Origin of the sequence: Burkholderia sp. RF7-non_BP4 (genome assembly GCF_001521935.1) — a bacterium.
GTDB classification, from domain to species: Bacteria; Pseudomonadota; Gammaproteobacteria; order Burkholderiales; family Burkholderiaceae; genus Burkholderia; species Burkholderia diffusa.
Genome location: NZ_LOTA01000040.1, coordinates 72,401 through 92,154, shown reverse-complemented (window position 1 = coordinate 92,154; position 19,754 = coordinate 72,401). Strand labels below are relative to the sequence as shown.

Here is a 19,754-nt window from a genome sequence, read left to right as displayed (position 1 = left end):
AAAGACAGGTTGGAAAGCGGGATCATGCGCGCGCTCCGTCCGGTGCGGCATGCGGCGGCTGCGCGGACGCGGCCGGGTACAGCGACAGGCGCAGGCCGACGAGCGCGTGCAGCGTGTCGCGCAGCCGGCGGTGTGTCGCGGGCGTGGCCGGCGCTGCGGGAGCGGCGTGCGTCGTGCCGTCGCCCGCCGATGCGGCGGCCGTGCCGGGCAGGTTGCGGCCGGCCACGCGCTGCAGCGCGTCGTCGATCGATGCGAGCAGCGCGGGCGGTGCAGGCTGTCGCGCATTCGCGGCCGCGCAGCGCGTGTAGTGATCGGTGACGCCGGCCAGCACGCGGTCGATCGCGTCGGGCACGTCGCCCGTCAGCTTGCGGCGCGAGCGGCGCAGGTCGAGCGCGTTCAGCGCGATGCGCAGGTCGCGGAAGCTCTCGATCGACGGATGGCGGTGGTCGTCCGACGCGCCGAGGCGCGGCAGCAGTTGCGTGACGCGATCGAGCATGCGCGATGCGTGGTTGCGCTGGTCGTCGAGCGGCTGCGTCGATGCGGAGCGTGCGACGTCCTCCCAGCCCGAACGCAGCAGGCGCCGCACCGCGAGTTCCGCGCCGAACGGACGCGTCGCGCGCGTCCAGACGTACGCGAACAGCAGCCCGGCGACGCCCGCGAGGTTGCTGTTCAGGAACACGAAGAAATCGGCGTCGTACGCGCTCTGGATGCTGATGAAGGTGGCGGTGTTCACCGCGACGAGCATCGTCACCATGTTGAACTGCGGGCGCGGCAACAGCGTGCCGATCAGGATGAACGGCCCCGCGAACATCAGGACGAGCATCGGGAAGTCGTGCACGTGCGGCAGCACGACGAACAGGTACAGGCCGGCGAACACGACGCTCGCGGCCGTCGACAGGAAGAACTTGAACACCAGCGGTGCCGGTTCGTCGAGCGCGGCGAAGAAGCTGCACGACACGGCCACGAGCGTGACGGCCGCGGCACCGTCGTGCCAGCCTGACGAGATCCACAGCGAGCATGCGACCACGATCGCGAGCACGACGGTGAGCGTCGAGAACAGCATCATCCCGCGATCGAAGAAGCGTTCGGTGCCGCCGAGCCGCCAGTGCCGGAAACGCGGCTGCCAGACGCCCGACTCGTTCGCGATCAATGCGCGCAGCGAGCGGCAGTCCTGCCAGATGTCGATGACCTGATGCAGCCGCCACAGCGCGTTCGACAGCAACGCGCCGTCCCAGCTCGCGAGGGCACTGTCGGACGGCTGCAGCGACGCAATGCGCTCGCGCAGATTGTCCGCGACCGGATCGTGGGCCACGTCGCCGTCGGTGCCGGTCTTCACGGCCGGCAGCGGTGCATCGAACCACTTTGCCGCGTCGGCGAGCAGCGCGTCGAGTGCCGGTGGCCGCACGTGCAGGTCGCGCATCAGCGCGATCAGCGGATCGGCGAGCGACGACATCAGCGGCAGGAACAGCTGCATGCGGCCCGCGAGCGCCTGCGCACGGGCGAGCACGCGCGGGTGCGCATGGTCGTAGCTCAACTGGCTCAGCAGGAATTCCAGGCCGGTAATGGTCGCGGCGAGGCGTTGTCGGCACGCCGACAGCGCCTTGCCCGCGATGTGCCCCGACAGCGTCTCGCGACCGTAGAACGCCGCGTCCTTGAACCATGCGTCGGTGCGCTCGATCAGCGTCGGCGCGAGCCGGTTCGGGAACACGGCGCTGCCGACCACGCTCGCGCACACGATGCCGAGCACGATTTCCTCGGTCCGCGCGATCGCGACGTCGAAGATCGTCGACGGATCGGTCACCGTCGGCAGCGCGACCAGCGGCATCGTGTAGCCGGCGAGCATGAACACGTAGCTGCGCGCGGTGCGGTCGGAGATCGCGAGGTAGAGCAGTGTGCCGCACCACGTCGCGACGATGATGCTGAACAGGAACGGCGTCTCGACGAACGGCGGCACGAACAGGATCGCGGCGGCCGCGCCGAGCGCGGTGCCGAGCGCGCGATACAGCGCCTTCGAGCGCGTCGCGCCGACGAACGGGTTCGACACGATGTAGACGCTCGCCATTGCCCAGTAAGGGCGCGGCAGCTGGAAATACAGGCCGAGATACAACGCCAGCATCGACGCGGCGAACGTCTTGCCCGAGAACAGCCAGTCGCGAAGGCTCGGATAGGTCATGGCGCGGAATCGGCGGGGTGAGACGGACGCGTCGCCGGATGCGGCACGTCAGCCGCGTTGAACGCGTTCAGCACGCGCAGCGTCGCTTCGAGATCGGCACGGGTGACGCCCTTGAGCACCTGGGCGCGCAGCACGCGCAGATCTTCCTCCATCTTGGCAGTGACCGCGCGGCCGGCAGCCGTCAGCGAGATCGTCTTCGCGCGGCGGTCGTGCGGATCCTCGTCGCGGCGAGCGAGGCCGGTCGCGCACAGCTGGTCGAGCAGGCGCACGAGCGACGGCCCCTCGATGCCGACGTGTTCGGCGAGCGTGCCTTGGCGCACGCCTTCGCCGAGGCGACCGGCAATCAGCAACGGCGTCGCGCAGGCTTCGGACACGTTGTACGCGGTCAGCACGGTGTCGCTCGTGCGGCGCCATTTGCGCGCGGTGAGCACCAGCAGGCTGCTGACGGCGAGGCGGAGGTCGTGCAGATTGGTCATGGGCGAGATGATAGGGGCAAAAACATTCGATAGCAAACTATCGTTTTTGTCACCCGCATGTCATGCCGCACGCCCGGGACGTCGACCTGTAACGAGCAATTTAGGCGGTCGATCCGACGCCGGTCAAGCTGTCAAATCGCAAGCGAGCGGCGGATCCTTACGTGCCGCGTGCAATCCGGATCGAACGCGGCGATCGCACGCGGCGGCTCGGCGGTCAAGCGTGGGTTGTAGGGGCGTTGTAAGAAAGATGTGACTCGGATGATCGCGTACCGGCCGTGCCGACCGACCGGGATCGCGCGATGCGCATCGTACTGTCCTGGCTCCGCACGCGATTGCACTAGGACAATAATCTCCGGGTGTCTTTCTGAGCGACCATGCGGAAGCAACGACGGAGACATCGAGATGGGACGGACCGAGGTATCGGCGCGCTGGCACGACGCGATCGGCGCGGTGCACGGCATCGAGTCGAAATACAAGCGGCTCGTGAAGGCGATCGCCGCCGACATCGAAAGCGGCGCCCTTGCACCGGGCGCGCGGCTCGCGCCGCAGCGCGACGTGGCGTCGAGTCTCGGCGTCAGCGTGCAGACCGTCACCAATGCCTACAAGGAACTCGAAAGACAGGGCCTGATCCGCTGCGAAGTCGGGCGCGGCAGCTTCGTGGCCGCGCGCGTGACCGAATCGATGTCGAACTACATCCTCGATACGGCCGAGCGCGAACTGGTCGACTTCTCGATCGCGCGCATCGTGCACACGCCGGAGCACGACGCCGCGTGGCGGGCCGTCTGTGCGGCGCTGGCCGATGCCGACGACCAGCCGTGGATCCGCTCGTTCCGGCCGATCGCGGGCCTCGATGCGCATCGCGAGGCCGGTGCCGCATGGCTCGCGTCGCTGAATCTGCCGATTCATCCCGAATCGCTGCTGATCACGAACGGCGCCGCGCACGGCATCTTTCTCGCGCTCGCGTCGATCGTTGGGCCGGGCGACACCGTGCTGTGCGAGAGCCTGACCGACCACGGCGTGATCGGCTCCGCGAACGTGCTCGGGTTTACGCTGAAGGGGCTCGAGATGGATGAACACGGGATCCGTCCCGAACATTTCGAGGAAATGTGCGACGGCGAGCGAATCAGTGCGCTCGTCTGCACGCCGACCCTCAATAACCCGACGGTATCGATGATGTCCGATTCGCGCCGCAAGTCGATCGCGCGCATCGCGTCGCGCTACGGCGTGTACGTAATCGAGGACGACGTCTACGGCCCGCTGCCCGCGAAGACGGCCACGCCGATCGCGAGCCTGATTCCGGACCTCGGCTTCTACTGCACGAGCATGACGAAATCGGTGCTGACCGGGCTGCGCACCGGCTATCTCGCGATGCCGAGGCGTCTCGCGCTGCGCGTCGAGAGCGTGCTGCGCGTGAGCAGCTGGATGGCGACGTCACCGATCGCGGAGATCGCGACGCGCTGGATCGCGGACGGCACTGCGCGACGGCTCGTAGAACTGCAGCGGCAGCGGCTCGCGGTGCGCCAGGACATGGTGAAGGCCACGCTCGGCCCCTATGTGCTGGGTGCGCATCCGAATGCGCTGTCCGCGTGGTTGCGCGTGCCCGACTACTGGCAGGCCGACCGGCTCGTGCGCGAATTGCGCACCCGCAAGATCGCCGTGACGTCGCCCGATCCGTTCCTCGTCGGCGGCACCGAGCGGCCGAACGCGGTGCGCGTGTGCATCGGTGCGGAGACGACGGATGCCGCATGCAACGCCGCGCTCGCGACGATCGCGGGCGTGTTCGAGCAGTATCCGCACGTGCACGATTTTCACTGAAGCGAAGCGGGCGTCGTGCCAGCGACGCACAATGTATCAGGACATTCGAAAGCGCCATTTGGAACATTAGACTGGATCGCACTACATCAATGATGAGGCGTGCGATCCATGTCCTTCCTGTCGCTGTCCGACGTCTACCGCGCGCGCCGACGCATCGCCGGGCATGCGTGCGTCACGCCGCTCGTCGCGTCCGCCGCGTTGTCCGCGCGGGTCGGCGCATCCGTCCACCTCAAACTCGAAACGCTGCAGCCGACCGGCAGCTTCAAGCTGCGCGGCGCGACCAACGCGCTCGCCGAACTCGCGGCACGGCGCGTGACGCGCGTCGTCACCGCGTCGACCGGCAATCACGGCCGTGCGGTCGCGCATGCGGCGCGCACGTTCGGCATCGAGGCCGCCGTCTGCATGTCGTCGCTCGTGCCGGCGAACAAGGTCGACGCGGTCGCCGCGCTCGGCGCGCGGGTCGTGATCGCCGGCGACAGCCAGGACGATGCGCAGGCCGCGGCGCGGCGCCTCGTGCGCGACGAAGGCTACACGTACGTGCCGCCGTTCGACGATCCGCGCATCATCGCCGGGCAGGCGACGATCGGCGTCGAGATTCTCGAAGCGCTGCCCGATACGTGCACGCTCGTCGTGCCGCTGTCCGGTGGCGGATTGTTCAGCGGCGTCGCGTTTGCCGCGAAGGCGATCCGCCCCGCGATCGAGGTGATCGGCGTGTCGATGGCGCGCGGCGCAGCGATGCACGCGAGCCTCGCGGCCGGACGACCAGTCGACATCGATGAACAGCCGACGCTTGCCGATTCGCTCGGCGGCGGCATCGGCCTGGACAACCGCTACACGTTCGACATGACGCGCGCGCTGGCCGACGACGTCGTGCTGCTCGACGAGCCGGCGATTGCCCGCGGCGTCGCGCATGCGTATCGCGAAGAGCGTCTGGTCGTGGAAGGCGCGGGTGCGGTCGGCATCGCCGCCGTGCTGGACGAACGGATCGCGCACAGAGATCGCAGCGGCCCGATCGTCGTGATCGTCAGCGGCGCGAACATCGACATGGCCGTGCATCGCCGGCTCGTTTCGGAGAACTGACATGGCCCATCCCGTCACGCTGCTCGGACAGGCGCAACTGCGCGCACTGGTCCCGCTCGATCTCGCCGCGATCGACCAGGTCGAGGCCGCATTCGCGTCGCTCGCGACCGATGCGGTCGCGATGCCGCCGATCCTCAATCTCGCGCTGCCGGCGCGGCACGGTGAGGTCGATGTGAAGACCGCGTACCTGCCGCGCTTCGACAGCTTCGCGATCAAGGTCAGTCCCGGCTTCTTCAACAACCCGTCGCTCGGGCTGCCGAGCCTGAACGGGCTGATGCTCGTGCTGTCCGCGCGCACCGGCCTGACCGAGGCTGTGCTGCTCGACAACGGCTACCTGACCGCCGTGCGCACCGCGGCGGCCGGCGCGGTGGCCGCGCGCCGGCTCGCGCGCGCCGATGCACGGCGCGCGGCGATCATCGGTGCGGGCGAACAGGCGCGGCTGCAGCTCGACGCACTGATGCTCGTGCGCGACATCGCGCACGTGACGGTCTGGGCGCGCGACGCCGAGCGTGCCACGCGCTTCGCGGCCGACGTGCGTGCCGCGCACGGGATCGACGCGGTTGTCGCGCGCTCGGTGCATGCAGCGCTCGCCGACGCGGACGTCGCGGTGACGACCACCCCCAGCCGCGAGCCGCTCGTGCACGCCGAGGATCTGCATCCGGGGTTGCACGTGACGGCGATGGGCTCGGACGCCGACTACAAGACCGAACTCGCGCCGTCGGTGTTCGGCGCGGCGCGCTACTTCTGCGACCGGTTGCAGCAGACCCGCGTGGCCGGCGAACTCGCGCACGCGATCGCCGCCGGTGCGGTCGCGGCCGACGCGGTGTTTCCCGAACTCGGCGAAGTGATTGCCGGGCAGCGCGAGGGCCGCACTCATCGCGACGACATCACGATCTGCGACCTGACCGGCACCGGCGCGCAGGACACCGCCATTGCCGTGCTCGCGCTGCAGCGCGCCCGCGCGGCCGAGGTGGGCACGATTTTTCACAACGACCTCACGACTTGAGAGGAGACAGATGTCCGCAGTCATCGAAACCCACGAAGCCGCGCCGCGCCTTGCGTTCGAGCGCAGCGAGTATGCCGCGCGCATCGCGAAGACGCGTGCGGCGATGCAGCGGGCCGGCATCGACCTGCTGATCGTCACCGACCCGACCAACATGGCCTGGCTCACCGGCTATGACGGCTGGTCGTTCTACGTGCACCAGTGCGTGCTGCTGCCGATGGACGGCGAGCCCGTCTGGTACGGCCGCGGCCAGGACGCGAACGGCGCGAAGCGCACCGTGTTCATGGCGCACGACAACATCGTCGGCTATCCTGATCATTACGTGCAGTCGACGGCCCGTCACCCGATGGACTACCTGTCGACCGAGGTGATTGCCGCGCGCGGCTGGAGCACGTTGCGCATCGGCGTCGAACTCGACAACTACTACTTCAGCGCGGCGGCGTACGCGTCGCTGCAGAAGCATCTGCCGGCCGCGCGCTGGGTCGATGCGACGGCGCTCGTGAACTGGCAGCGCGCGGTGAAGTCGCCGCGCGAGATCGAGTACATGCGTGTCGCCGCGCGGATCGTCGAGCGCATGCATGCGCATATCGTCGACACGATCGAGCCCGGCATGAAGAAGAGCGATCTCGTCGCGCAGATCTATGCGACCGGGATCGGCGGCGCGGACGGCTTCGGCGGCGACTATCCCGCGATCGTGCCGTTGCTGCCGACCGGCGCCGACGCGGCCGCGCCGCATCTCACCTGGGACGACACGACATTCGCGCGCGGCGCGGGCACGTTCTTCGAGATCGCGGGCTGCTACCGCCGCTATCACTGCCCGCTGTCGCGCACCGTCTATCTCGGCAAGCCGCCCGCGCACTTCGTCGAAGGCGAGCGCGCGGTGGTCGAGGGGATCGAGGCGGGGCTCGCCGCCGCGAAGCCCGGCAACGTATGCGAAGACATCGCGAATGCGTTCTTCGCGGTCCTGCGCCGTGCCGGCATCGGGAAGGACAGCCGCTGCGGCTACCCGATCGGCGCGAGCTATCCGCCGGACTGGGGCGAGCGCACGATGAGCCTGCGCCCGGGCGATCGCACGGTGCTCGAACCCGGCATGACGTTCCATTTCATGCCGGGACTGTGGCTCGACGACTGGGGGCTGGAGATCACCGAAAGCATCCTGATCACCGAGACCGGCGTGGAGACGTTCTGCAACGTGCCGCGCAAGCTGTTCGTGAAGGAGTAGGGCGATGCGTGCTTCTCCGATCACGCCGACCGTCGATTTCGACGCGGACGGCGAACAGCATGGCTTTCTGAAGCTGCCTTACTCGCGCGACGATTCCGCGTGGGGCGCGATCATGATTCCGGTGACGGTCGTGAAGCGCGGCGACGGGCCGACGGTGTTGCTGACCGGCGGCAATCACGGCGACGAATACGAAGGGCCGGTTGCGCTGTCGAAACTCGCCGGCTCGCTGAAGGCGGCCGACTTGACCGGCCGCGTAATCGTCGTGCCGTTCATGAACTACCCGGCGTTTCGCGCCGGCTGCCGCACGTCGCCGATCGATGCGGGCAACCTCAACCGCAGTTTTCCGGGGCGTCCGGACGGCACCGTCACCGAGAAGATCGCCGACTACTTCCAGCGGCATCTGCTGCCGCTCGCGACGCACGTGCTCGATATCCATGCAGGCGGCCGCACGCTCGATTTCGTGCCGTTCGCGGCGATCCACGTGCTGGATGACCGCGACCAGGAAGCACGCTGCGAACGCGCGATGCGCGCGTTCGGCGCGCCGTACTCGATGCGCATGCTGGAGCTCGACAGCGTCGGGCTTTTCGACACCGCGGCCGAGGCGGCCGGCAAGGTGTTCGTGTCGACCGAGCTCGGCGGCGGCGGATCGTCGACGGCCGCGAGCGTCGCGATCGCCGAGCGCGGCGTGCGCGGCTTTCTCGCGCATGCGGGCGTGCTCGCGAACGTCGACGGCGAGCGCGGCCGCACGCGCGCCGCGCCGCGCACGACCACGCTGCTCGACATGCCGGACGGCTCGTGCTTCACGACCAGCGAGCATCGCGGGCTGCTCGAGATGTGCCGCGATCTCGGCAGCGAGGTCGACGCGGGCGACGTGCTCGCGCGCGTGCACGACATCGACCGCACGGGCGTCGCGCCGGTCGAATACGTCGCGCGGCGGCGCGGCCTGCTCGCGGCCCGGCACTTCCCGGGCATCGTGCAGGCCGGCGACACGATCGCGGTGGTCGCCGACATCGTCGAGCGCAACATTCCGGTGGCCGCATGAGGATGCGCACGACGTGATCAAGCTCGACCGATACGACCTGGCGATCCTGCGCATCCTCGAGCGCGACGGGCGCATCACGAAGTCGAAGCTCGCGGAGGCCGTGAACCTGTCGATCTCGCCCGCGTGGGAGCGCGTGCGCAAGCTCGAGGAAAGCGGCGTGATCCGCGGCTATCGCGCGGACGTCGACTGGATCGGCACGTTCTCCGGCAGCCGCATCGTCGTCGAGGTGACGCTGTCGCGTCATACCGCGCCCGACATGCGGCGCTTCGAGGACCGGGTGAGCGCGGCGCCCGAAGTCGCGCAGTGCTATGCGACGGGCGGCGGCGTCGACTACGTGCTGCACGTGGTCGCGCGCGACATCGACCACTACCAGCGCTTCATCGATGGTCTGCTGATGGACGACCTCGGCATCGAGCGCTACTTCACGTACGTCGTGACGAAGGTCGTGAAGTGCGAATCGGGCGGCGCGCCGGACTGGCACTGAAACTTCGCGCGAACGCGGGCCAATACGGAAAAAACCGCAAGGCGTGAGCGCCGAAACCGAAATTTCCGCAGCCGGCGGCACGACAGAATGAAGCTCGTGCCCACCCAAACGAGGAGACGCAGCATGCTGCCCGGACACCCCGTTCTGTTCAAGTCGACGTGCTATGTCGACGGTCGCTGGATCCACAGCGACAGTGCCGCGACGGTCGCCGTCGTGAACCCTGCCGATCAGGCCGTGATCGGCCATGTGCCGATGCTCGAGCGCGCACAGATCGTCGCGGCCGTCGACGCCGCGCAGCGTGCGTTCGACACGTGGCGCTGGACGCCGCAAGCCGTGCGCAGCGTGGCGCTGCTGCGCTGGCATGCGCTGATCCTGCGGCATCTCGACGATCTCGCCGCGTTGCTGTCGCTCGAACAGGGGAAGCCGCTCGCCGAATCGCGCGGCGAGATCCGTTATGCGGCGAGCTTCGTCGAGTGGTTCGCAAACGAGGCGAAGCGCGTTGCGGGCCGCACGATCCCGACGCACATCGACGGCGCGCATCTCGGCACGCTGATGGAGCCCGTCGGCGTCGCGGCGCTGATCACGCCGTGGAATTTCCCCGCCGCGATGATCACGCGCAAGGCCGCCGCCGCGATCGCGGCCGGCTGCGCGGTGGTGGTGAAGCCCGCGCATGAAACGCCGTTTTCGGCGCTCGCGCTCGCGCAGCTCGCCGACGAGGCCGGTTTCCCGGCCGGGGTGTTCAACGTCGTGCTCGGGGAGCCGCAGATGGCGATGGAAACGCTCGTCGGCGATGCGCGCGTGCGCGCGGTGAGCTTCACCGGATCGACGCGCGTCGGGCGGCTCGTCACCGAGACTGCCGCCAAGGCCGGCATTCGCAAGGTCGCGCTCGAACTGGGCGGCAACGCGCCGTTCATCGTGACCGAGGACGCGGACCTCGAGCAGGCGGTGCGGATTGCCGTCGGCGCAAAGTTCCAGACCTCCGGCCAGGACTGTTGCGCGGCGAACCGGATCTTCGTCGCGCGCCCGCTCTATGAAGCATTCGTCAACCGCTACGCGAACGCGGTGCGCGAACTGAAAACCGGCCCGGCGTTCGAGCCGGACGTCGACGTCGGTCCGCTGATGCACCAGACAGCATTCGACGCGACGGCGGCACGCGTCGACGACGCACGTGCACGCGGCGCGCGCATCGTCACGGGCGGGCGGCCGCACGCGCTCGGCGGCTGGTTCTACGAACCGACCGTGATCGCGGATGCCGCACCCGGCATGCGCGTGTACGACGAGGAGAACTTCGCGCCGATCTCGGCGGTGTGTGCGTTCGACACGCTCGACGAAGTGGTCGACAAGGCCAACGACACCGAATACGGCCTCGCCGCCTACGTGTGCGCGACGCGCATCGACACGATCTTCCAGCTCGTGCGGCGGCTCGACTTCGCGATGGTGTCGGTCAACGGCGTGAAATTCACCGGCGCGCCGATCCCGTTCGGCGGGATGAAGGCGTCGGGCCTCGGGCGCGAAGGCGGCGCCGAAGGGTTCGAACCGTTCACCGAAACCAAGTATTTCTGCCTCGGCAATCTCGGCCTGCCCGTCGCGGCGACGGCCTGACCCATTCAAAGGAGCCCATCATGAAACAATCGATCGACGCACTGCTGCGCGAGGACCGCGCCCATTTCATGCACCCGTCGACGCACGCATACGACCACGAGACCGGCGCGCTGCCCGGCAAGATCGTGCGCGGCGCGCAAGGCATTCACATCGAGGATCACCAGGGCAAGCGCTATATCGACGCGTTCGCCGGCCTCTACTGCGTGAACATCGGCTACGGCCGCACCGAAGTCGCCGACGCGATGTACGCGCAGGCGAAGCAGCTCGCGTACTACCACACGTATGTCGGCCACTCGTCGGATGCGATCATCGAGCTGTCGTCGCGCATCATCGATTGGGCGCCGGCCGGGATGAAGAAGGTTTACTACGGGATGTCGGGTTCCGACGCGAACGAGACGCAGGTCAAGATCGTCTGGTACTACAACAACGTGCTCGGCCGCCCGAACAAGAAGAAGATCATCTCGCGCGAGCGCGGCTATCACGGCTCCGGCATCGTGACGGGCAGCCTCACGGGCCTGCCGAGTTTCCACCAGCATTTCGACCTGCCGATCGACCGCGTGAAGCATACGGTGTGTCCGCACTGGTATCGCAAGGCGCCGGCCGGCATGAGCGAAGCGCAGTTCGTCGCGTACTGCGTCGACGAACTCGAGAAGCTGATCGCGCGCGAAGGCGCCGACACGATCGCCGCGTTCATCGCGGAGCCGGTGATGGGCACGGGCGGCATCATCGAGCCGCCGGCCGGCTACTGGCCCGCGATCCAGGCCGTGCTGCGCAAGCACGACATCCTGCTGATCTCGGACGAAGTCGTCTGCGGGTTCGGGCGCCTGGGCTCGAAGATGGGCGCGCAGCACTTCGGGATCGCGCCCGATCTGATCACGGTCGCGAAGGGGCTGACGAGTGCGTATGCGCCGCTGTCGGGCGTGATCGTCGGCGAGAAGGTGTGGGACGTGATCGCGCGCGGCTCGCAGGCGCACGGGCCGATGGGGCACGGCTGGACGTATTCGGGCCACCCGGTGTGCGCGGCCACCGCACTCGCGAACCTCGCGATCCTCGAACGCGAGAACCTGGTCGGCAACGCTGCCGAAGTGGGTGCGTATTTCGGCGCGAAGCTGCGTGACGCGTTCGGCGCGCATCCGCTCGTCGGCGAGGTCCGCAGCGTCGGGATGCTGGCTGCGCTCGAGTTCATGGCCGACAAGGATGCACGTACGCCGTTCGATCCGGCGCTGAAGATCGGCGCGCAGGTATCGGCCGCGGCGCTGCAGCGTGGCGTGATCGCGCGCGCGATGCCGCACGGCGACATTCTCGGCTTCGCACCGCCGCTCGTGATGACGCGCGCCGAAGCCGACGAGATCGTCGGTATCGTGAAGGAAGCGGTGGACGAGGTCGCTGAGCGCAATGTTTCGATCGTCGCCTGAGTTTCCTGCGGGTCCAATGCGCGCGCGAGCGCGCGAAGTGACGCCGTCGCACGGAGGTGCGGCGGCGTTTTTGCTTCACGACGCATCACCATCGCCGCAAGAACGGCGGCGATCGCTCGACCATCGTCAATCCGGTTTGCACGGCAGCCCGCTGCGTGCCCCGAGTCACTCAGTAGTCCCACACGACAGGGACGAAACGGAAGCCGTCGCCGTCTCTCGCAATGTGGCCGATCGACGGAAACGCGACATGCGCCGCGGCCAGCATCGCGCCGGTTTCGGCGGCGTCGTTGAACAGTGCGATCCGGACGTCGGTAGCCGCTTGCGGATCGTGCTCAAAGCCGTTTTGCCAGTCAGGATGGTCGAAGTTCACTTCGAAGATCGCGTCGCCCACGAACGTCAGTCGTTCGCCGTTCGATGCGATATCGACCACGCAGTGTCCCGGCGTATGGCCGCCGGTCACGCGCGCCGATACGCCGGCCGCAACTTCCACGGTGTGGTCGAACGGTACGATGTGCTCGCGATACAGCTCCACGAATCGCGCCGCGGCCTTGCGTAGCGCGGGCGGGACGGTTTCCGGCATCACCGTCTTGCTGAAGTCCGGATTCTTCCAGAACGCCAATTCCGCGGCCGACACGTGAATGCGCACGTCGGGGCTCAGCCGGGCCTTGACGCCGTCGACGTTCAGGCCGCCGACGTGATCCATATGCATGTGGGTGATCACGATGTCGGTGATCGCGGCGAGATCGATGCCCGCGGACTCGAGACGCATCACCGACCGTCCCGCGCGCGTGAAGTATTCGAAGCCGTCGCCCACGCCCGAGTCGATCAGGATCAGGCGATCGGCGCTGCGCACCAGCGCGATATTCAGCGCCCAGTCGAACATGTCGCGTTGCAGGAACCGTCCGTCGAACCATTCGTTGCGGTCCGCCTCGCTCACATTGGTGGACATCGTGGAAGTCGGCAGCGGCAGAACGCCGTCGCTGATCAGCACGACGTCGACATCGCCGATGCGCACCGCGTAGCGGGATGGAACGAGTTCACCAGCCGCTTCCTTGCCCAGCGGGGTCGTTACCGGTCGCACGTTGTGGATTGATCCGTTCATGTTCAATCGTCCTCTTCATCGAGTGGGGTCTTCCGCGCCGCGCAGCGCGGTTCGCGCGCGATCGTGCATGACGCGCTTTTCGTGTCGCGCGCATGCCGATCGAGCATGTCGGCGATTGTAGGGAGGCCCGGCGAACGCCTGAAGCACCGCGCCTGCGAACATCGTGTTGTCCTCGCGACAACAATCCGCCGGCGGGTTCATGGCGCCGAAATGCACATCGCCCGCCGTCCGTCGTCGGACCGCGGGCGATGCAAGGGATGCCGTTTATGGGAGCGGCGTGCGCGCCGCATCCGGTATCAACCCGGCTGTCGCCCGGGCACCGTCTCGCCGCGCAGCGAGCATCCGCGCGTCTCGATCACGCCCGACAGCGCCACCAGCCCGATCGCACAGGCCGCCATCATGTAATACGCGGGAATCAGCGCATTGCCGGTCTTGCCGATCAGCCAGTCGTTGACGATCGGCGCGGTGCCGCCGAACAACGACGTCGACACGTTGTACGCGATCGCCATGCCCGCATACCGCACGTGGGTCGGGAACATCGCCGGGAACATCGCGGAGATGGTCGCGAGCTGCGGCACGTACAGCAGGCCCAGCACAGCGAAGCCGACGAATGCGCCGAGCACGCCGTGCGTCATCAACGTGAACATCGGCACGGCCGCGACGAACAGCCCGACCAGCGAGATCCACCACATCGCCTTGCGGCCGACGCGATCCGACAGCCAGCCGGCGAACGGCAGCAGCACCATCATCGCGAGCATGCCGATCAGCGGAATCAGCAACGACATGTTCTCGCTGACGCCGAGCTCCTTGTGCATGTAGGTCGGCATGTACGCGAGCAGCACGTAGTTGACGACGTTCAGTGCGACGACGAGCCCGCCGAGCAGCAGCAGTGGCCGCGCAAAACGGACCAGCAGCTGGCCGATCGGCAGCGCGGTCGCGGCGGTGTTCTGCTCGCGCCGATGCGCCTGCTCCTCGAGTTCGCGGAACACCGGCGTTTCCTCGAGGCGCGAACGCAGATAGAAGCCGATCAGCCCGAGCGGCGCCGCGACGAGGAACGGCAGGCGCCAGCCCCACGCATGCATCGCGGTGTCGCCGAGCAGCAGTGCGAAGCCGAGCATCAGCAGCGCGCCGAGCGAGAACCCGGCGAGCGTCGCGAATTCGAGGAAGCTGCCGCACAGGCCGCGTCGCGAATCCGGCGCGTATTCGGCGATGAAGGTCGCCGCGCCGCCGTATTCGCCGCCGGTTGAAAAGCCCTGCACCATGCGCAGCACGATCAGCGCGGCCGGCGCGAGCCAGCCGGCGCTCGCGTACGTCGGCAGCACGCCGACGAGCAGGGTCGCGCCCGACATCGTGAGGACGGTCAGCGCGAGCACGCGCTTGCGGCCGAGGCGGTCGCCGAGCGGGCCCCAGAACAGGCCGCCGAGCGGGCGGATCAGGAACGAGATCGCGAAGGTGCCGAGTGCGAACAGCGTCGCGCTGGCCGTGTTGCCGGGAAACAGCGCGGCGGAGATGTAGGCGAGTCCGTACGCGTAAATGCCGTAATCGAACCATTCGGTCGCATTGCCGAGGGCGGCGGCCGCGATCGCGACCCGCGGCAGGCAGTGGGGCTCGTCGCCGCGGGAAGCCGTCTCGTCCGGAACGGACGTGGCGGCGGAAACGGAAGTCCACGATGGCACGTATCGCATGAGGGGTCCTCGCTATCAGCGTGCGCCCGGGCGGGCGCCGACGAGGATCAAAGTAATCCCGCCAATTAGCGATGCCCGATGTCATAGGACGATGTGGGGATCGGGGTTTTCCCGTGCCGTGGTCGCTGCTTACCGCACGTGCGGCAGCAACGCGCGCAGCCAGTATGCGACCGCCACCGCGCCGCCATCCGGCGTGCCGATCGCGCGTTCGCCGAGATAGCTCGCACGCCCCGCGCGCGGCGTCATGCCGGCCGTTCGCTGCGCGCCGTGTTCCGCCGCCTCGACGGCTTGCGCCCATGCGCCGGCGGGGTCGCGATCATGATCGAGCGCGCGATCGAACGCATCGGCGGCCGGCACCAGCGCATCGAGCATCGTCCGGTCGCCGGCACGTGCGCCGCCCAGTTCGGAGATCGCATCCACCGCGCTGCGCAATGCCGCAGCCCAGTCGCGCGCCGACGGTGCGGCGATATCCGAGGCATCGGCGAGGCGCCGCGACGCGCGCAGCAGCGCGGTCGCATAAAACGGTCCCGAGCTGCCCGCGATCGCTCGACGCAACGCGGTGCCCAGCGCCGCGAGCATGCCGGCCGGCGTGCCGTATGCGGCTTCCGGCAACGCGAGGATCGCCTGCGCGGCGCGATACATGCTCGCGCCGAGATCGCCGTCGCCGGCGGCCGTGTCGAGCTCCGTCAGCGTCGCTTCGTTGTCGATCAACGCTTGCGCGACCGCGTGCAGCGCCGGCTGCAGCCGTGCTGCCCACGCATGGCCGGCCGCATCGAGCGGCGGCAGCGGCTGGTCGGGCGCGGCTGCCGCGGCCACCCGGATCTGCGCGTTGACCGCGCCGCCGCCGGGCCAGGCGCGCGCCTGCGTCGGCGCGTCGAGCAGGGCGGCGCGTTCGTCGTTCAGCCGCAGCAGCGAGATCGAGCAACCGGGCATGTTCAGCGCCGACAGGAACGTGCCGGCCCATGCCCGCGCGACGGCGATGCCGCGCCGGCTGAGGTTGTCGTACGCGGCGCGCAGCACGATCGCCAGTTCCATGTCCGGCGTCGCGCCGAGACCGTTGACGAACAGTGCGACGCGTTCGCCGCGATCGAGCACGAGGTCGGCGACGATGCTCGACAGCAGCGTCTCGACCAGCGCGTCGGCCGGCAGCGGCGCGGTGCGTTCGACGCCTTTCTCGCCGTGGATGCCGAGGCCGAGCTCGATCTCGTGATCGGCGAGGCTGAACCCCGACTTGTCGGCGCCCGGGATCGTGCAGCCGTCGAGCGCGACGCCCATCGTGCCGAGTTCGGCGGCCGCGTCGCGCGCGATTGCCGCGACGCGGGCGAGCGGCAGCCCGCGCGCGGCGGCCGCGCCGGCCAGCTTGTGGATCAGCACGGTGCCCGCGATCCCGCGTCGTTGCCCGCGTTCGACGCGGCCGCGCAGCGACACGTCGTCGGCGACGATCACGGTCTCCACGGGAATGCCTTCGGCGCGCGCAAGTTCGGCGGCCAGCCCGAAATTGAGGCGGTCGCCGGTGTAGTTCTTCACGACGAGCAGCGCGCCGTTCGGGCCGGCGCACGCGCGGATCGCGGCGAGCACGGCGTCGGTCGGCGGCGACGTGAACACCTCGCCGCAGACGGCCGCGCTCAGCATCCCTTCGCCGACATAGCCGCCGTGCGCGGGCTCGTGGCCGCTGCCGCCGCCGGAGAGGATCGCGACGGGGCGGTGCGACGGCTCGGGCAGCGGCTGGCGCACGAGCACCTGCTCGTCACCGAGGATCGCGACATGCGGCGACTGCCGCGCGATGCCTTCGAGCATTTCGCGCACGACATCGGACGGGTGGTTCACGAGCTTTTTCATGGCAACGGGTTCCTGACGGTGGGACGAAGCCCGGCCGCACGCATGCGGTGCCGTGGGGCTTCGAACTTTGGATGGTAGACGGCGCACCCCGAAGGTGGCGCGCCGCGCGGCCGGCGTTACGTAACATCGAAGCATTCGTAGCACGAATGTAACGAAAACAGAGCCGCTCATGGGGCCCGAAACGTACCGAGCATGATTGCGGGCAGCACCCGCACGGGCGCGCGGAGGCTGGCGTGGCGGCGGGCAGGCCCGTTCGCCTGGCGCCAATGGCATGGAAAATGCTGTTTCTCCCCCGGTCCTCAACCGAACATTTCCATCGCCCGGACCGCGAGGAGACCACCATGTATCGAACCCGCATTGTCACGTCCGCGGCGTTGCTTGCCGCCGCCGGCATGCTGGCCGCCTGTGGCGGCAACGACGTCGCCGCACCGTCGAGCGCGAACGCGAGCACCAGCGGCGCAACCGTCGGCGGCAATACGCCGGGCAGCAACACCTCGGACGGGGGCTGGGGCACCAGCGGCGCCCCCGGCACCCGTGGCGTCGTGAGCACCGCCGGCGCGCTTGCGATCGGCGTCGGCTCGACCGTCAGCGCGATATCGTTGCCGGTACTCGGGAATACCGTGACGCGCAGCGCAGGCGACACGATCTCGAGCGTCAGCACGATTTCGCGCGCCGCGACCGATGCGCTCAGCAACGGGCTCGGCAAGATCGGTTCGACCTCGAACCCGGTCGGCACGACGGTCGCGGGCCTTGGCGATGTCGTCGGCGCGACGGCGAATCCGGTCGCGGGCCTCGCGCAGACCGTCCGCGCGCTCGGCTCGGGGCCGCTGGCGCCGCTCGCGCCGGTGACGACACCCGTCGGCGCGGTGCTCGACACCGTGGCCGGCGGACTCGGCACGGCAGGCAACACGGTCGGCGCGACGCTGGCGTCGGGCGCCGTGCAACAGGTCACGCAGCCGCTCAGCTCGGCCGTCACGCCGCTCGTCATCACGGCCGGCCAGGCGACGCAGCAGATTGGCGCGACCACGGGCCTCGGGCAGCCGGTGGCCGGTCTGCTCGGACAAGTCGGCAGCGCGCTGGCGACGACGGGCTCGCGGATGGGATCCGTTTCGTCGCAGCCGGCCGTCGGCGCGGTGGGCGCGCTCGTCGGCGCGCTCGGCAATACCGTCACGAACGCGGGTGGACTCGTGAACTACAACGGCCCGAACGGCGTCGCGCCGATTCCCGGCCTGATCGTGAGTCTCGCGGGCGCGTCCATCACCACCGTGCAGAACGGTCCGTCGAACGGTTCGAGCGCGTCCGGCCCGCTCGGCGGCGTGCTGTCGGGGCTCGGCTCGACGCCGCTCGGATCGCTGACCGGTGCGCTCGGCGGCACGACCGGTGCCGGTGCGGCAAGCCCGCTGGCGCCGGTGACGAATCTCGTGTCGACGGTCACCGGCACGCTCGGTGGCGTGGCGGGCGGAGCCGGTTCCTCGGCGAATCCGCTCGCGCCCGTTACGTCGTTGCTCGGCGGCGTGACGGGCGGCGTCGGGAAATAGTGGCGTACCGCACGGCGAGCAGCGCATCGGCTTTGCCGGTCCATGCCGTCGATGAATTGCCACAAGCCGAAGCATCGGGCCCCCGCATCGCCGACGCGCGGCGCCGCGTGCTGCCGCGCGATCGCGCTCACTTGAGCGCCGCGATCGCCTTCGCACGAATCAGCCGCGCACGCAGCACATTGCGGCTGATGCCGAGCAGTCGAGCAGCCTGCACCTGGTTGCGGTGACTGAAGTCGAACGCGACCCGCATCACGGTGTCCTCGATGCGTTCGAACAGGTTCTCGTGCGGCTCGTCGAACAGCGCGCACAGTGCCAGTTCGAGCGCTTCCTGACCGGGCACGCGGCCCGCCGCTTCCCGCGCGCCGGCAACCACGGCCCGCACGCATGACGTCGACAGGTTCAGGTCGGTGTCCTGCAGCGCATCGTGGCGGCTCACCAGTAGCGCGTGATGGATCACGTTCTCCAGTTCGCGGATATTGCCGGGCCACGAATGCGCTTCGAGGCGGCGCGCCGCGCGCGGGTCGATGCTGCGCGGCCCGTGGCCGACGCGGCTGCGGTATTCGTCGAGGAAGTGGCGCGCGAGCGGCAGGATGTCGCCCGGCCGTTCGCGCAACGTCGGCACGTCGAGCCGCACGACGTTGAGCCGGTAGAACAGGTCGGCGCGAAACCGTCCGTCCGCCACCGCCTGCTGCAGGTCGACGTTGGTCGCGGCCACCACGCGCACGTCGATCGGAACGCCCGTGCGCGAGCCGAGCCGCACGACCTCGCGCTCCTGCAGCACGCGCAGCAGCTTGACCTGCATCGACAGCGGCAGGTCGCCGATCTCGTCGAGAAACAGCGTGCCGCCGTTCGCGGCTTCGAACCAGCCGGGCTTCGCGCCGACCGCGCCCGTGAATGCGCCTTTCTCGTGACCGAACAGTTCGCTGTCGACGAGCGTGTCGGAGAGCGCGCCGCAGTTCACGGCGACGAACGGGCCGCCGCCGCGATGGCTGACGTCGTGCACGTGGCGCGCGATCAACTCCTTGCCGGTGCCGGTCTCGCCGACGATCAGCACGTTCGCGTCGCTCGGCGCGACGAGCCGCACGCGTTCGAGCAGCGCGAGCGAACGCGGATCGACGAGCACGGGCGCGCGGGTGCGGGCTCGCGCATGGTGCGTGGAGCGCTCGAGAACGGGCGCGCCGCGCGATTCGTCCGGCTGCGCGGTGACGACACGAAGGTTGACCGGACGCGGCGTGGCAAACAGGGAAGTCATGGCGATGAAGGCGTGAGTCGATCGAA

Annotated in this window: 15 protein-coding genes; 9 read left to right on the top strand and 6 right to left on the bottom strand. The window is 68.9% G+C overall.

The features are described 5' to 3' along the window. Positions 1 to 22: 22 nt before the first annotated feature. Both WS49_RS17045 and WS49_RS17040 read right to left on the bottom strand, forming a co-directional pair. Positions 23 to 2,173 (bottom strand): FUSC family protein, encoded by a 2,151-nt coding sequence (locus tag WS49_RS17045; RefSeq protein WP_059530794.1) that lies wholly within the window; start codon positions 2,171 to 2,173, stop codon positions 23 to 25. Next, entirely contained in the window at positions 2,170 to 2,649 is a 480-nt protein-coding gene (locus tag WS49_RS17040; RefSeq protein ID WP_059530791.1) for a MarR family winged helix-turn-helix transcriptional regulator, read from the bottom strand. The genes WS49_RS17045 and WS49_RS17040 overlap by 4 nt, the downstream gene beginning before the upstream one ends. A gap of 402 nt (positions 2,650 to 3,051) precedes the next feature. Here WS49_RS17040 and ehuR point away from each other — a divergent pair, with 402 nt between their 5' ends. The 8 genes from ehuR (at position 3,052) to WS49_RS17000 (ending at position 12,312) form a co-directional block, all read left to right on the top strand. Then, complete coding sequence (gene ehuR / locus WS49_RS17035) at positions 3,052 to 4,464, top strand: MocR-like ectoine utilization transcription factor EhuR (protein ID WP_059530787.1); 1,413 nt, start codon at positions 3,052 to 3,054, stop codon at positions 4,462 to 4,464. A gap of 108 nt (positions 4,465 to 4,572) precedes the next feature. Beyond that, complete coding sequence (eutB, locus tag WS49_RS17030) at positions 4,573 to 5,544, top strand: hydroxyectoine utilization dehydratase EutB (RefSeq protein WP_059530785.1); 972 nt, start codon at positions 4,573 to 4,575, stop codon at positions 5,542 to 5,544. A 1-nt stretch (position 5,545) separates the two neighbouring features. After that, entirely contained in the window at positions 5,546 to 6,550 is a 1,005-nt protein-coding gene (locus WS49_RS17025) for a cyclodeaminase (RefSeq protein ID WP_059530782.1), read from the top strand. 10 nt (positions 6,551 to 6,560) lie between these two features. Beyond that, positions 6,561 to 7,769, top strand: a complete 1,209-nt coding sequence (doeA, locus tag WS49_RS17020; protein WP_059530779.1) for an ectoine hydrolase DoeA — start codon at positions 6,561 to 6,563, stop codon at positions 7,767 to 7,769. A gap of 4 nt (positions 7,770 to 7,773) precedes the next feature. Then, positions 7,774 to 8,811, top strand: coding sequence for a N(2)-acetyl-L-2,4-diaminobutanoate deacetylase DoeB (doeB, locus tag WS49_RS17015; RefSeq protein ID WP_059530777.1), 1,038 nt, complete (start codon positions 7,774 to 7,776; stop codon positions 8,809 to 8,811). A gap of 13 nt (positions 8,812 to 8,824) precedes the next feature. Then, positions 8,825 to 9,295 (top strand): Lrp/AsnC family transcriptional regulator, encoded by a 471-nt coding sequence (locus WS49_RS17010; RefSeq protein ID WP_059530774.1) that lies wholly within the window; start codon positions 8,825 to 8,827, stop codon positions 9,293 to 9,295. Between the two features lie 123 nt (positions 9,296 to 9,418). Further along, the gene (locus WS49_RS17005) at positions 9,419 to 10,897 is read left to right on the top strand and encodes an NAD-dependent succinate-semialdehyde dehydrogenase (protein WP_059530771.1); all 1,479 of its coding nucleotides are present in this window, start codon (positions 9,419 to 9,421) and stop codon (positions 10,895 to 10,897) included. A 20-nt stretch (positions 10,898 to 10,917) separates the two neighbouring features. Next, on the top strand, positions 10,918 to 12,312 hold the full coding sequence (locus WS49_RS17000; RefSeq protein WP_059530768.1) for an aspartate aminotransferase family protein: 1,395 nt from the start codon (positions 10,918 to 10,920) through the stop codon (positions 12,310 to 12,312). A gap of 169 nt (positions 12,313 to 12,481) precedes the next feature. Here WS49_RS17000 and WS49_RS16995 read toward each other — a convergent pair whose 3' ends face one another. The 3 genes from WS49_RS16995 to WS49_RS16985 form a co-directional block, all read right to left on the bottom strand. Beyond that, positions 12,482 to 13,414 (bottom strand): MBL fold metallo-hydrolase, encoded by a 933-nt coding sequence (locus WS49_RS16995; protein ID WP_059530765.1) that lies wholly within the window; start codon positions 13,412 to 13,414, stop codon positions 12,482 to 12,484. A 296-nt stretch (positions 13,415 to 13,710) separates the two neighbouring features. Continuing rightward, entirely contained in the window at positions 13,711 to 15,099 is a 1,389-nt protein-coding gene (locus WS49_RS16990; RefSeq protein WP_059530762.1) for an MFS transporter, read from the bottom strand. 129 nt (positions 15,100 to 15,228) lie between these two features. Continuing rightward, positions 15,229 to 16,938: a dihydroxyacetone kinase family protein gene (locus WS49_RS16985; RefSeq protein WP_059530759.1), complete on the bottom strand. Its 1,710-nt coding sequence runs from the start codon at positions 16,936 to 16,938 to the stop codon at positions 15,229 to 15,231. 341 nt (positions 16,939 to 17,279) lie between these two features. Between WS49_RS16985 and WS49_RS16980 the strand changes: the two genes are divergently transcribed. Beyond that, positions 17,280 to 18,476: a collagen-like triple helix repeat-containing protein gene (locus tag WS49_RS16980; protein WP_059530756.1), complete on the top strand. Its 1,197-nt coding sequence runs from the start codon at positions 17,280 to 17,282 to the stop codon at positions 18,474 to 18,476. A 127-nt stretch (positions 18,477 to 18,603) separates the two neighbouring features. Here WS49_RS16980 and WS49_RS16975 read toward each other — a convergent pair whose 3' ends face one another. After that, positions 18,604 to 19,728: a sigma-54 interaction domain-containing protein gene (locus WS49_RS16975; RefSeq protein WP_059530753.1), complete on the bottom strand. Its 1,125-nt coding sequence runs from the start codon at positions 19,726 to 19,728 to the stop codon at positions 18,604 to 18,606. Positions 19,729 to 19,754: the final 26 nt, after the last annotated feature.